The following is a 12,435-nucleotide window of genomic DNA, read 5'->3' as shown; positions in this document are numbered from 1 at the left end:
GTAGTCGCCGCGTTCGCATGCCGCGGTGAGGGCGGACATCATGTCGGGCAGCACGTTGGCCGTCACGGAAATCACGCCCTTGCCGCCCACGGCGTAGGTGGGCAGCACGGTGAAGTCGTCGCCGGAGAGCAGAATGTAGTCGGCCGGGCACTGTTCGAGGATGTTGGAGATCTGCACCAGGTTGGCGGTGGCTTCCTTGCAGCCGATGACGTGCTCAAGTTCGCGGGCCATGCGGGCCTGGGTGGCGGGCAGCACGTTGGAGCCGGTGCGGCCGGGCACGTTGTACACGAACATGGGCAGGGCCACTTCGTCGTTGATGGCCTTGAAGTGCTGGAAGATGCCTTCCTGCGTGGGCTTGTTGTAGTAGGGGGAGATGAGCAGGGCGGCGTCGGCGCCGGCCTTTTTGGCGAAGCGGGTGAGGCTGATGGCCTCCACCGTATTATTGGAGCCTGCGCCGGCGATGACCGGCACGCGGCCCTTCACCTGATCCACGCAGATGCGGATGGCGGATTCATGTTCGGCATGGGTCATGGTGGCGGATTCGCCGGTGGTGCCGCAGGGCACCACGCCGTTCACGCCCTGTTCAATCTGCCATTCAATGTGGGCGCGGTAGGCCTCTTCGTCGATGGTGCCATTCTTGAACGGGGTAAGCAGAGCAGTTATCGTACCGTGAAACATGTTTTTCTCCGAGCGGGATAAATTTGGATGAAGAAAGATTTCCAGACGACTGGGCCCCGGACGGTCAGAATTTCAACAGGCTGAACATGCTGGGATCAAGGGCGCCCGTGAAGACGCGGGCCACGGCGCCGGACAGAAAGACCGAATCTCCCGCAAGTTCAATGCCCAAGAGCTCCTTACCTGAAGTAGTGACATTGACGCAGGCGTCCGTCAACCCAAGTGCATGAGCGATACAAGTGGAAGCCGCCGCGCCGGTGCCGCAGGCCAGGGTTTCGCCTTCCACGCCGCGTTCGTAGGTGCGCACGTGAATGGCGTCCCTGCCGGTGACGGTGATGAAGTTCACATTGGTGCCCTTGGGCGCGAAGTGCTCATGATAGCGGAAGATGCGGCCGAGGCGGTCCACATCGACCTTGTCGCAGTCTTCGCACACGATGACGGCGTGCGGCACGCCGGTGTTCACGAAATTGACGTCCCAGGTCTTGCCGTCGGCTTCGAGGGGAGTGTGCAGCACCATGCCTTCGGGGTGGGTGAGTTCCACGCGGGCGCGGCGGTTTTCCACGTCCACCTCGGCGTGGATGAGGCCTGCGTCGGTGCCGAAGCACTGCTTGCGGCCCGCAAGACCGAGATCCACGGCCAGCCACGAGGCGCAGCGCGAGGCGTTGCCGCACATTTCGGCGCGGGAGCCGTCGGCGTTGTAGAAGTGCCAGATGAAGTCGCCTTCGCGGTCTGCGGGGGTCTTGTCGAGGAAGAGCAGGCCGTCTGCGCCTATGCCCGTCTTGCGGTTGCACAGAATGACGGCCCACGAGGCCATCTGCGGAACGCTCACGCCCGCTTCTCTGTTGTCGATGAAAATGAAGTCGTTGCCGCAGCCGTGCATTTTATGGAAGCGTATGTCTTTCATGGCAGTTGTCCGGAAAGGGCCGCGCGTGCGGCCCTGAGAGTTTTTTACTGAAGCCGGTTCCACACGAACCGGATATAGGGTTGCATGACGGTGAGCGCCTTTTCCGCCGTGAGCGGAAGCGTGGCTCCGGCGGCGTTGCGGTGACCGCCGCCGCCGAACTGGGCGGCCACGTCCCGCACGTTGTCCTGGCCCGAGGAGCGGAGGCTGGCCTTTGTTTCCACCTTGCCGTTCTTTTCCTCTTCGCGCAGCATGAGGGCCACGCGCACGCCGGAGAGGCGGCGCAGCTGTTCCACAATGCCTTCCGAGTCTTCGCGGCTGGCGTTGCATTCGCGCAGATCCTCAAGCGTGATGAGCGCCGCGGCAAGACGCCCGTCTTCGAGAATGCGCGCGTTCTGCATGGCGCGTCCCCACAGGCGCAGGCGGGATTCGGTCCAGTTGTTTTCCATGCACTCGCGCAGATGCGAGAGCTTGAGGCCCTGTTCCACCATTTCGGCCACGAGGCGCAGGGCTCCGGGCGTGGTGTTGCCGTAGCTGAAGTTGCCGGTGTCGGCGGAAATGGCCACGTACAGCGCTTCGGCGATGGCGCCGTTCAGCGTCACGCGCAGCGCCTTGGCGATGTGGGCCACCATTTCGCCCGTGGCGGCCATGTCGGGATCCACCCAGTTGGCTTCGGTGCCGAAGCGCGGATTGGCCAGGTGATGGTCGATGTTCACGGTGGGCACGCGGTCGAGCAGAGGCTGAATGGTCTCGCCGAGTCTGGCCCTGTCGCCGCAGTCGAGGCAGACCACGAGGTCGGGCTCGCAGGGCAGCTTGTCCAGGCTGGAGAGCACCGGGCCGGGCAGAGTGAGGAACTTCAGGCAGGGAGCCATGCCGTCTTCGTTGAACACGAGCGCTTCCAGACCGATGGCTCGCAGCGCCCAGGCCATGGCGAGACTTGATCCCATGGCGTCGGGGTCGGGATGCGCATGCGCGGCGATGAGCACGCGCTTGTGCTTCCGGAGAGCGGAAAGCACTTCTTCGGGAACGGGAGTGGTTTCAGTCGTCATAGAAAAACTCAAGGTCGCTGTAGACCATTTCTTCTTCGCACACGGCTTCCATCATGAGCAGGCACTTGTCCATGCGTGACTGCATGTGCCTTTCGCTGTTGCTTACCGATACGACCTGAAGCCGGAGCCTGACCAGCGATTCTTCGGTTCCGGCTTCGGCGATGGCCACGTTGAAGGTGTTGCGCACCTTCTGCTTGAGGCTGTTCGCCACACGGCGCTTGCCCTTGAGGGAGTCGTTGCCGTGCAGGGCGTATTCCACGGTGAGAACGCCTATGACCATGCCGTGCGCCTTGTCAGGAGCGATAGTCGGAGTTGAGGGAAACGTAGCCGTGGGAAAGGTCGGAGGCGAGCAGACGGGCTTCGCCCTTGCCGTCGCCGAGCACGATGTCGAGCGGCAGATCAACCTTCTTGAGCGGTTCTTCGAGCAGGGCGTCGAAGTCCAGATCGGTGGGGCGTCCGTTGCGGAACAGTTCCACGCCGCACAGCGTGACGCGCAGCGCCATGGGATCGAAATCCACACCCGCGCGGCCGGCCGCGGCCACGATGCGGCCCCAGTTGGGATCGCGGCCGAACATGGCCGTCTTCACGAGCTGGGAATGACCCACGGTGCGGGCCACCTTTTCGGCGTCCGCGTCGCAGGCGGCGCCGGTCACGTGAATGTGCATGACCTTGGTGGCGCCTTCGCCGTCCTTCACGAGCATGTAGGCGAGCTCGCCGAGCACTTCGGTGAGGGCGCTTTCCAGAAGCGGCAGTTCATCTTCGGTCACGGTCACGCCGGAAGCGCCGTTGGCCAGGCCGTAGAGAGAATCGTTGGTGGAGGTGTCGCCGTCGACGCTCACGCGGTTGAAGGTGGCGTCCGCGGCGCGGCGGAACATGGCGCGCCAGACTTCGGGCTCCACGGAAGCGTCGCACATCACGAGGGAGAGCATGGTGGCCATGTTCGGGCAGATCATGCCTGCGCCCTTGGCCACGCCGGCGAGACGCACCGTGCCACCGGAAAGGGAAAGCTCGCGTCCGGACATTTTGGGGTAGGCGTCGGTGGTCATCATGGCGCGGGCGAGGCCCTCGATGTCCACCTTGCCGAGCGAGGCCACGAGGGCGGGCACGGCGGCGGCCCACTTGTCCATGAGCATCTGGGCGCCGATCACGCCGGTGGAGGCGGGAAGCAGTTCGTCGGCGGAAACGTTTTCGCCCGCTTCGCGCAGGGCGGCGCTCACCATGTCGAGGGTGCGCAGGCAGTTTTCCCGCCCCTGCTCGCCGGTGCAGGCGTTGGCCTGGCCGGAGTTGAACAGCACGCCGCGCACGCCCTTTTCGTCGGAATTCTTGATGTTTTCCTGCGAAACGAGCACGGGGGCGGCCCGGAAAAGATTGGTGGTGAACACGCCTGCGGCGGTGGCGGGCACGTCGCTGAAGGCGAGGGAAAGATCATTGCGGTCGAGATGCTTGCCCCGGAAATCGGCATTGGCCGCGGCGAGGCGGAAGCCCTGAGGTATCTGGATCATGGAAAGTTCTCCGTTCCTTTGGAAAATGCCTTTCCAATCTGCCACACTTGCCGGGCAGGTGCAAGGTGAGCGGGGACCGGAGAAGAAGATGCCGGAAGCCGGGCGGTTAAAACAGGAAGGAGCCGCTGCCCGGGGGCGCCGGCTCCTTCAGAGAGTGCGGAGAAATGCTACTTGTTCTTTGCGGCGGCCACGCGTGCGGCTTCGGCCTTGAGTTCATTCAGCAGATTGACGTCGATCTTGGGGAATTCCTTGTAGATTTCGGACGTATTCTTCTTGAGGGTGGCCAGCTCTTCGGGAGTGGGAGTGTACACGCTGAGGTTCTTGTCCTTGATGGCCTGCATGCACTCGGCTTCGTCTTCAAGAATGTTCTTGCGCTGTTCCTGCACGTAGAGGTCGAGGGCTTCCTGGAAGATGGCTCTGTCGGCTTCGGGCAGTTTGTTCCACCATCTGGTGGAAGTGTAGATGACCTGGGGCAGATAGGTCTGCTGGGTGAATACCACGGACTTGCACACTTCGTCCCACTTGCCCTTGACGAGATAGGTGATATCGACGTCCACGCCGTCGATCACGCCCTGCTGAAGGCCGGTATAGACTTCGGAGCCGGGCATCGGGGTGGGGTTGAGGCCCATGGCCTTGAGCACGGCGATGTGCACGGGGGAGGAAGAGGCGCGCACCTTCACGCCCTTGAGGTCGGCAAGGCTGTGCACGGGCTTGTTGAGGTAGATGTTGCGGTTGCTGTAGCGGATGAAGGTAAGGGGAGTCACGGCCTTGTTGGCCGCGGCGGCCAGAATTTTCTTGCCCACGGGGCCGCTCAGCACTTCATCGGCGGTGTCGGCATCCGGGAAAATGTAGCCGAGGTCGAACATGGAGAAGATGGGCATGAAGTTGCTCAGGTTGGAAGGCCCTTCCACGAGGAAGTGCACCATGCCGAGCTGCATGCCCTGATAGGCGCTTTCCATGGTACCGAGCTTGAACTGATCGTAGATGTCGATGCGGTACTTGCCGTTGGTTTTTTCTTCCACGTATTTCTTCATGGTTTCCAGGGAACGGCAGATGGCCATGGAAGTGGTGGCGTGCGTGGTGATCTTGACGGGTATGGGAGCGGCCTGGGCGGGAGAAGTGCCGATAAGGGCGGCGAGAAGGCACAGGCAGGAGATGCGGAACAGTTTGTTCATGAAGAACTCCTTTGCGTCTGGGTTATCTGACGAGGCAGAGGGAAAGCCAGGGAACATAGGCTATAATGTAGTACACGGCAACCATGGAGATAATGTAGGGCAGTATGGCCTTGCTGAGCTGGGCGAAGGAAATGTCGCCTATGGCGCAGCCTACATAGAGATTCATGCCCACGGGAGGAGTGATGTTGCCGAGAACCACGCCGTAGGCGATGAGCACACCGAACTGAATGGGATCCATGCCTACCTGCACCATCATGGGCAGCAGAATGGGGGTCATGATGAGCACGATGGCCACGGATTCCATGAACGTGCCCAGGATGATGAGCAGCGTCACGACCAGGAACATGAGCACGTGCTTGTTGGTGGTGATGCCGTTCAGGAGATCGGCAACCACGGCGTCGGCGTTGAAGTACACCAGAATGATGCCCAGGGCGCCCGCGGCCGTGATGACGAAGAACATCATGCCTGTGGTCTTGACCGTGGAGAAAAGGATCTCCTGAAACTTCTTCCAGGTCATGGTTTTGGTAATGAAGGTTTCGGCAAACAGGGCGTACACCACGGCGACCACGCCGGCTTCGGTGGGGGTGGTGATGCCGGTATAGATGCCGCCGAGCACGATGACGGGAACCATGAGGGCCCATTTGGCTTCCCATACGGCGGCGAGGCGTTCCCTGGCACCGGCGCGCAGTGTCTTGAGTCCGTAGCCTTTGCGGGCGGCGATGAACATGCTCGCGCCCATGAAGACCAGCATGGTGAGAATGCCCGTGGGAATGACGGCGATGAACAGGTCGCCGATGGATACGCCCGCGGTGGCGCCGTAGATGATGAGCACGGTGCTGGGCGGAATGAGGGCGCCGAGCGTGCCCGAGGCAGTGTTGACGGCGGTGGAGAAGGTGCGGGGGTAGCCTTCCTTCTGCATGGCGGGAATCATGATGCCGCCGATGGCCGCCGTAGTGGCGGGCGGGGAACCGCAGAGCGAACCGTAGAACGCGCAGGCCAGAACCGAGACCAGGGAAAGACCGCCGGTAATATGGCCTACAAGGGTTTTGGCCAGCTTGAGCAGCGAACCGGCCATGGAGCCGCGCTGCATGATGTCACCGGCACAGATGAAGAACGGCAGGGCCAGCAGGGGGAAGGAATCGAACGTGGTGTACAGTTTCTGGGTGAAGAGCGCGTAGGGCAGATCTCCCACAAAGATGGCGGCAAGAACGGAGAGACCTATGGCGGTGCCTATGTGCAGGGTGAGCGCAAGCCCGACGATGAGTACCCAGAACATGGTGACGAGAACGGGATCCATAGATGCTCCTTTATTCCGTTCCACCGGTGACGGGTTTGTTCATGATGGTCTTTACCAGCAGAATAGCCGCGTAGAAGGCCATGAGAACGAATCCTACCGGAATGGGTATCCAGGTGATCCATACCTCCATGTCGATGCTGGAGGCATGCTGCTCCATGCCCTTGACTTCGAGCATCATGTCATAGGAGAGGTAGGTACAGGCAATGCAGTAGAAGAGAGAGCATGCGTGCGTGATGATGTTGAAGATTTTTTTCATCGTCGGACCGGAGAAGCTGAGGGCCACATCCACGCGCAGATGACCGTTGCTGCGCATGGTGAGCGCCGCTCCGGCATAGGCGAGAGCGATGAAAAGGTAGCGGCATACTTCTTCAGGCCAGCTCAGCGCATTGTTGAAGCAATAGCGGAACACGACCTGGAGAAAGGAAATGATGATGAGCATGATCAGAACACAGGCGCCAATACGATTGATGACGGTGTCCAGACATTGCAGAAGCTTGTTCATGAAGACTCCTTGTCTTGCAGGTCGGAAGCGGAGGCAAGACGGCGTCCGAGCTCTCTGGCGCGTTGGCAGTCGAGGGGAAACACCTCGTCGTGCCGCTGCTTTTTGGCCGCGCCGTCATAGATGTCCATATAGAACTTGCTGTAGTCCTGAACCTGCATGGTATCGGTGCAGAGAAGCGTTTCGCAGTGACCGAAAACGCGCTTCATGAAGAAAGCCGACTGTTCGATGACGGAGAGAGAGAAGTTTTCTGGAAACGGAGGATTGCGCTTGGCTATTTCCGCTTCGGTGATGTTCATGGTGTAGAACAGTGCGGTTCGGATGGTTCTCTTCAGGAGAGAACGTTCTTTCTCGTAACGGGTGACGGGAAAGAGCAGACGTTCCATGAAAGCTCTCATGGAAGAGGATTCGGTGTAGAAGTAGATGGGACTGCCGAGCAAAATGACGTCGGCGTTCAGAGCTTCTTCGAGGTAGGGAGTTGCGGCGTCGCGCAGAACGCACAGGCCGGTGCTCGGCCGGTTCCGGCTCTTGCAGGCCAGACAGCTGCGGCATCCGCTGAATGACATGTCGTACAGATGAACAAGAGAGGTTTCCGCTTTCGCCTCTGCGGCGCCTTCCAGGGCGTGCCTGAGAAGTGTTGCGGTATTGAAGTTTTTTCGTGGACTGCCGTTAAATGCAATGACCTTCATAGATGCCTCTGGACGGTTGCGGTTGGGCGTCGATGCCGGCGGGGCGAGGACCCGGAATTCCGGGCCCTCCCGGTACTATGCGGAAGCGGTATCGATGCCGAGGAGTTTGGCTGCGTTCTTCCAGAGGAACTTCTCCTTGGGAACGGGCATCCACGGACGGTCCAGCGACTCTCTGAGGGCCTGACCCACGCCGCGGATGGGGTAGGAGCTCGCGAAGAGCACCTGATCCTGCAGCATATGGTTATACATGAGGATCTGATCGTCCACCGTATTTATGAAGGGAAAGTAGAAATAGCTGTCCGGCAGCGAGTAGATGTTGGGGTAGCGAACCATGATGGCCATGAATTCCACCAGCTTGGGATAGCAGGAATGCGGAACCACGATGTTCAGGTTCGGGCAGGCGATGGCGATGTCTTCGATGTCCTTGGGTTCGTTCCAGCTCGTGTCGTTGCCGCAGAGCCAGTTCAGGGTAATGACCAGGGTGAGATTTTCGGCTTCGACGGCACGGTAGAAGTCCATGAGGCAGGGATCGTTGACACGGTAGCACTTGTCGAGCCAGAAAGGTTCGACGCAGATGCCCTTCATGCCGAGGCTCTTCATGCGGCGGATCTGCGAAAGTGCGTCGGGGGCAGTGGGATCAAGGGCGGGCATGCCCATGAAGCGGCCCGGATACAGATTCATGAAGTCCAGAATTTCTTCGGGGGTGACGTTGCCGGAGCCGACGGAATCGGTCTTGGTGAAGCGGCCGACGATGACGCCGAGATCGATGCCGGCCTCGTCGAGTTCGGCCATGAACTGACCGTAGTCACCGGTCTTCGCAGAAATGACGGGTTCGCGGCCTTCGGCCATGAGGGCAAAGGCGCCGGAGCTCGGCGGATTGTTCCAGGTCTTGAACAGACCGGTTTCCCGGAAGCTCTTGAACGGAGGACGAATGCGGAAGTCGATGATCATGCTTGTGCTCCTTGCGGATGAAATCTGTGGAATAGGGGAGATCAGGCGATGTCCAGATGAAGAAGTCTGGCGCCGTTTTTCCAGAAGAATTTTTCCCTGGGTTCGGGGAGCCACTGCCCCTGTTCCAGGGAAAGCTCCACGGACTGCTTGAAGCCGCGGATGGGATAGGAACTGCCGAACAGCACCTGGTTCTGCAGCATGTGGTTGTACATGATGCGCTGTTCCTTGGCGGTGTCGATGAAGGGGAAGTAGAAGTAGCAGTCGGGAATCAGATAGACGTTGGGGTAGCGCACGGCTATGGCCATGAGTTCGGTGAGACGGGGCCAGCAGGCATGCGTGATGAGCAGGGGCATGTCGGGGCAGGCCATGGCTATCTGTTCCACATGATAGGGGGAGTTCCACTTCGTGCTGTCGCCACAGTTGAAGTTCAGCGTGGTGGTGAAGAGCATCCCGAGGGATTCTATTTTTTTGTAGAGCGGGAAGAGCCGGCTGTCGTTGAGGAACATGTGCTCGGAGCTCCAGAAGGGCTCTATGCATATGCCGGCCATGCCCATGTCGGCAGCACGCTCTATCTGTTCCATGGCATCGGGATCCAGAGGATCCACGGCGGGCATGCCCACGAATTTACCGGGGTACTTCTTGATGATGGCATCAAGATCATCGGCCGTTACGTTGCCTCTTCCCTTGTCCTGAACCTTTGTCATACGTCCGATAATGACGCTGATGTCAATGCCGGCTTCTTCCATTTCACGGACAAATGCATCCATATCTCCGTTCATGGACGGAGTTTTTATTCTACCTTCCCATTGATTGCGGTAAGGAGAATGTGGATTTTTCCAGACTTCAAAAGCACCGGATTCAAGATAGCTTGGAATAGGTGGTCTTACTCTGAAATCAATAATCATAATGGTATCCCGATATTGACATGTTGGAAGGGAAATACGTTTAGGGTGGAAAGGTTAAGATGATGTTATATTTTTGAGTATGCAAGAAGTATGCCATATCGAAAGTGTGCCGTAAGCGTGAAAAAAAATGCATGGGGTGAGGATTCACGCGAGGGAAGAGGAATTTGGGAGCGAAGCGGAGGGAGAAAAAAAGCGAAAAAACTTGCCGAAATAGCCAAGATGAGGTAGTAATGCATCAATTTTGATGTACGGAGTATTATGATAATTGTTTGATAATATAATATAAAATATGATAGTACGTTATTTGTGCCATTTTTCATCAGTAAAAAAGCCTCAAAAAGAAAAACTCCATTTTTAAAAAAATATATTATATTTCAATATATTATATAAAAAATTCAAGTTAACTCCGCAAAAGATGTGATGCAAAAAAGCCTCAAAATGAAAAAGCCCGTCAGGGAAGGAGCGGCAATATGGACCTCATGGAAGATTTTATGGCCCGAAATATGGAAATGCTGAAAATACTGGCCGACGATCAGAATGTCGGCGTGTGGATCAATTCCGGGGATGGGCAGATCCTGTATGCCAGCCGGGGAGTCAGGGAGCAGTACGGAGTCGATCCTGCCGCCCTTCTGGGACACAATTCCACGGAGCTGGTGGAAACAGGTCTTGCCAGCGGGCAGAGTCTTCCGGAAACCCTGCGCACCCGGGCCATAAGCAAGGCCGAGTGCGTGACTAAAATAGGAAAGAAAGTATCGATTGTCTGTTATCCTTTTTTTAAGGAAAACGGTAAGTTATGGCGTGTTGTCGGCATAAGCCGCATTGTGGGCGACATCAGCGGAGACCGGGAGGACAATGCAGAGGAGGAGAGCTCTTCGCCCATACACATAGAGGAAAAGCTGAAGGAACCCTTCATCGCGGTGAGCAGTCAGATGCGCGCTATCATGGAGTCGCTTGAGCGGCTGGGAAGGAGCGACGCCACGGTCATGATTCGCGGAGAATCGGGCGTGGGCAAGGACGGCATAGCCTACCGGCTGCACAAGTTCAGCCGCAGGGCCGATCAGCCCTATGTGGTCATCAACTGCGCGACCATTCCCGAAAACCTCATAGAATCCGAGCTGTTCGGTTATGAGAAAGGCGCGTTCACCAATGCCACGTCATCCAAGATGGGGCTGTTTGAAATGGCCAATCACGGCACCATATTTCTCGACGAAGTGGGCGATATGCCGCTTGCCGTACAGGTGAAGCTGCTGCGATGCATTCAGAACCGGCAGATACTGAGGGTGGGCGGCAAGAAGATGATCAACCTTGACGTGCGCTTCATCACGGCGACCAACCAGCCCGTGGAAGAGATGGTGGCTGCTGGGAAGTTCAGAGAGGATTTGTACTACCGGCTGAACGTCATCAAGCTCATCATACCCCCGCTGCGGGAACGCTACCAGGATATCATGCCTCTCGCGCGTCATTTTCTCGGGCAGTTCAACAAGAAGTACGAGACGAAGAAGCAGTTTTCCAAGGCCGTGCAGCGGATATTCCATGCCTACTCCTGGCCCGGCAACGTGCGCGAGCTGGAAAACACGGTGGAACATGCCGTGGCCTTGTGTCCTTTTGCCATCATAGGGCCGCAGTTCGTGCCGCAGTACATTACCGACGCTCTTCAGAAAAAGGGGGAGGGCGAGATCATGACCCTCAAGGAGGCCACGGAGGCTTGTGAAAAAAAGCTGCTTGCGGAAACGATGCTGAAGTATCCCTCCAGCCGCAAGGCTGCGCAGGTGCTGGGCTGCGATCAGACCACGGTGCTGCGCAAGCTCAAAAAAATACGGGCTTATTTATGATGCTCCAGAGGGCGGGGAAAAGAAGAACTTCATTCAGATGGGGCTGTAAAAAAGGCGGCCGCAGGGGCCGCCGGAATTACAGGGAAGCGTCTTCGTTGAACAGTACATGGCCGGGGCTGCGCAGCGGCAGGCGGCGCCAGTGTACGGCCGGATATCCGGCCATGAGTGCGCCGTGCAGCACATGGCCTTCGGGCAGTCCGAGGGAGGCCAGCGGGCGGCTGCGGGCTACCTGCACGATGCTTCCGGCCCAGCACGAGCCGATACCCCGGGCAAGCAGGGCAAGTTCCAGATAGCTGACGGCGGCGGCGCAGTCGGTGCATCCCCACGGAGCTTCGGCGGGAGCCATGGCCAGAATCACGCAGGGGGCGCCGCGCAGCAGGCTGTCGCGGCCCTCTTCGGCGTTCACGTAATGGCTGCGCACCTTTTCGGTGCTGCCGTCGCGGTAATAGGGGAGCAGCTCCTGCCTGATGCTTTCAAGCTGCTGCGGGCTGTCGATGATCTTCCACCGCACGCTGCGCAGATTGGAGGCCGACGGTGCGTAGGCCGCGTCCGCCACGGCATCCAGAAGAAGCGACCGCTCAGGCTGTCTGGGGGAAAAGCAGCCTGTGGAGCGTCTGCGCTTCATGAGGGCGGAAAGCTGTTCAGGATCGACGGAGGGGCCGTGATCTTCTGGCAGATCTTTGGCGGTTGCGCCGTCCAGCCGTATGGCGAAGGCGGGGCATATGGCCAGGCACTGGCCGCAGTGCATGCAGAGCGAAACCTTGTCCTGACGAATGGTGCTTTTGCCGTTTTCCGGGGATTTTTCAAAGATGAAGCGGCGGCAGACCTTTTCGCAAAGGCCGCAACCTGTGCAGCGTTCCTGATCGACGGTGAGAAAGGGAGCGGGCTGTTCCATGAGGCCTCCGTTGAGATGGGTGTCGGCAGAGGGTTCGGCGCCGGCAAGGCGGCCGTGGGAAGGAG

At 58.8% G+C, this 12,435-nt stretch carries 13 protein-coding genes; 1 reads left to right on the top strand and 12 read right to left on the bottom strand.

The features are described from left to right. From dapA to ACZM96_RS02585, 11 genes are all read right to left on the bottom strand, one after another. The coding region (gene dapA, locus ACZM96_RS02635) for a 4-hydroxy-tetrahydrodipicolinate synthase (protein WP_489487157.1) at positions 1–678 on the bottom strand (678 nt) is incomplete at its 3' end. A 64-nt stretch (positions 679–742) separates the two neighbouring features. Next, entirely contained in the window at positions 743–1,579 is an 837-nt protein-coding gene (dapF, locus tag ACZM96_RS02630; RefSeq protein ID WP_489487156.1) for a diaminopimelate epimerase, read from the bottom strand. A gap of 44 nt (positions 1,580–1,623) precedes the next feature. Beyond that, positions 1,624–2,625 (bottom strand): DHH family phosphoesterase, encoded by a 1,002-nt coding sequence (locus tag ACZM96_RS02625; protein WP_489487155.1) that lies wholly within the window; start codon positions 2,623–2,625, stop codon positions 1,624–1,626. Further along, positions 2,615–2,905, bottom strand: a complete 291-nt coding sequence (locus tag ACZM96_RS02620) for a DUF503 domain-containing protein (protein WP_294445729.1) — start codon at positions 2,903–2,905, stop codon at positions 2,615–2,617. The genes ACZM96_RS02625 and ACZM96_RS02620 overlap by 11 nt, the downstream gene beginning before the upstream one ends. A 13-nt stretch (positions 2,906–2,918) precedes the next feature. Continuing rightward, a complete protein-coding gene (argJ, locus tag ACZM96_RS02615) occupies positions 2,919–4,127 on the bottom strand; it encodes a bifunctional glutamate N-acetyltransferase/amino-acid acetyltransferase ArgJ (RefSeq protein WP_489487153.1) in 1,209 nt (402 codons plus the stop codon). Positions 4,128–4,294: 167 nt separating this feature from the next. Further along, entirely contained in the window at positions 4,295–5,302 is a 1,008-nt protein-coding gene (locus ACZM96_RS02610) for a TRAP transporter substrate-binding protein (RefSeq protein WP_489487152.1), read from the bottom strand. A gap of 22 nt (positions 5,303–5,324) precedes the next feature. Continuing rightward, the gene (locus ACZM96_RS02605) at positions 5,325–6,599 is read right to left on the bottom strand and encodes a TRAP transporter large permease (protein WP_489487151.1); all 1,275 of its coding nucleotides are present in this window, start codon (positions 6,597–6,599) and stop codon (positions 5,325–5,327) included. Positions 6,600–6,609: 10 nt separating this feature from the next. Next, positions 6,610–7,101 carry a TRAP transporter small permease gene (locus tag ACZM96_RS02600; RefSeq protein WP_489487149.1) on the bottom strand — a complete coding sequence of 164 codons (492 nt, stop codon included), beginning with the start codon at positions 7,099–7,101 and terminating at the stop codon, positions 6,610–6,612. After that, positions 7,098–7,787 carry a flavodoxin family protein gene (locus tag ACZM96_RS02595; RefSeq protein WP_489487147.1) on the bottom strand — a complete coding sequence of 230 codons (690 nt, stop codon included), beginning with the start codon at positions 7,785–7,787 and terminating at the stop codon, positions 7,098–7,100. Before ACZM96_RS02595 ends, ACZM96_RS02600 begins: the two co-directional genes overlap by 4 nt. A 75-nt stretch (positions 7,788–7,862) precedes the next feature. Further along, positions 7,863–8,738, bottom strand: a complete 876-nt coding sequence (locus ACZM96_RS02590) for an amidohydrolase family protein (protein ID WP_489487145.1) — start codon at positions 8,736–8,738, stop codon at positions 7,863–7,865. 41 nt (positions 8,739–8,779) lie between these two features. Beyond that, positions 8,780–9,505: an amidohydrolase family protein gene (locus ACZM96_RS02585; RefSeq protein WP_489487144.1), complete on the bottom strand. Its 726-nt coding sequence runs from the start codon at positions 9,503–9,505 to the stop codon at positions 8,780–8,782. 608 nt (positions 9,506–10,113) lie between these two features. Here ACZM96_RS02585 and ACZM96_RS02580 point away from each other — a divergent pair. Next, complete coding sequence (locus ACZM96_RS02580) at positions 10,114–11,475, top strand: sigma-54 interaction domain-containing protein (protein ID WP_489487142.1); 1,362 nt, start codon at positions 10,114–10,116, stop codon at positions 11,473–11,475. Positions 11,476–11,551: 76 nt separating this feature from the next. Here ACZM96_RS02580 and ACZM96_RS02575 read toward each other — a convergent pair whose 3' ends face one another. Further along, positions 11,552–12,370, bottom strand: a complete 819-nt coding sequence (locus ACZM96_RS02575) for a nitroreductase family protein (protein ID WP_489487140.1) — start codon at positions 12,368–12,370, stop codon at positions 11,552–11,554. Positions 12,371–12,435: the final 65 nt, after the last annotated feature.

It is taken from the genome of Mailhella sp. (assembly GCF_057866825.1).
The sequence above is the reverse complement of the archived record's forward strand: the minus strand, read 5'-3'. Positions and strand labels throughout refer to the sequence as shown.

Coding starts and splice junctions, on each gene's coding strand:
- ACZM96_RS02585 (WP_489487144.1), bottom strand. CDS start 9,505: ATGGATGCATTTGTCCGTGAAATGGAAGAAGCCGGCATTGACATCAGC.
- ACZM96_RS02605 (WP_489487151.1), bottom strand. CDS start 6,599: ATGGATCCCGTTCTCGTCACCATGTTCTGGGTACTCATCGTCGGGCTT.
- argJ (WP_489487153.1), bottom strand. CDS start 4,127: ATGATCCAGATACCTCAGGGCTTCCGCCTCGCCGCGGCCAATGCCGAT.
- dapF (WP_489487156.1), bottom strand. CDS start 1,579: ATGAAAGACATACGCTTCCATAAAATGCACGGCTGCGGCAACGACTTC.
- ACZM96_RS02620 (WP_294445729.1), bottom strand. CDS start 2,905: ATGGTCATAGGCGTTCTCACCGTGGAATACGCCCTGCACGGCAACGAC.
- ACZM96_RS02600 (WP_489487149.1), bottom strand. CDS start 7,101: ATGAACAAGCTTCTGCAATGTCTGGACACCGTCATCAATCGTATTGGC.
- ACZM96_RS02575 (WP_489487140.1), bottom strand. CDS start 12,370: ATGGAACAGCCCGCTCCCTTTCTCACCGTCGATCAGGAACGCTGCACA.
- ACZM96_RS02580 (WP_489487142.1), top strand. CDS start 10,114: ATGGACCTCATGGAAGATTTTATGGCCCGAAATATGGAAATGCTGAAA.
- ACZM96_RS02610 (WP_489487152.1), bottom strand. CDS start 5,302: ATGAACAAACTGTTCCGCATCTCCTGCCTGTGCCTTCTCGCCGCCCTT.
- ACZM96_RS02595 (WP_489487147.1), bottom strand. CDS start 7,787: ATGAAGGTCATTGCATTTAACGGCAGTCCACGAAAAAACTTCAATACC.
- ACZM96_RS02590 (WP_489487145.1), bottom strand. CDS start 8,738: ATGATCATCGACTTCCGCATTCGTCCTCCGTTCAAGAGCTTCCGGGAA.
- ACZM96_RS02625 (WP_489487155.1), bottom strand. CDS start 2,625: ATGACGACTGAAACCACTCCCGTTCCCGAAGAAGTGCTTTCCGCTCTC.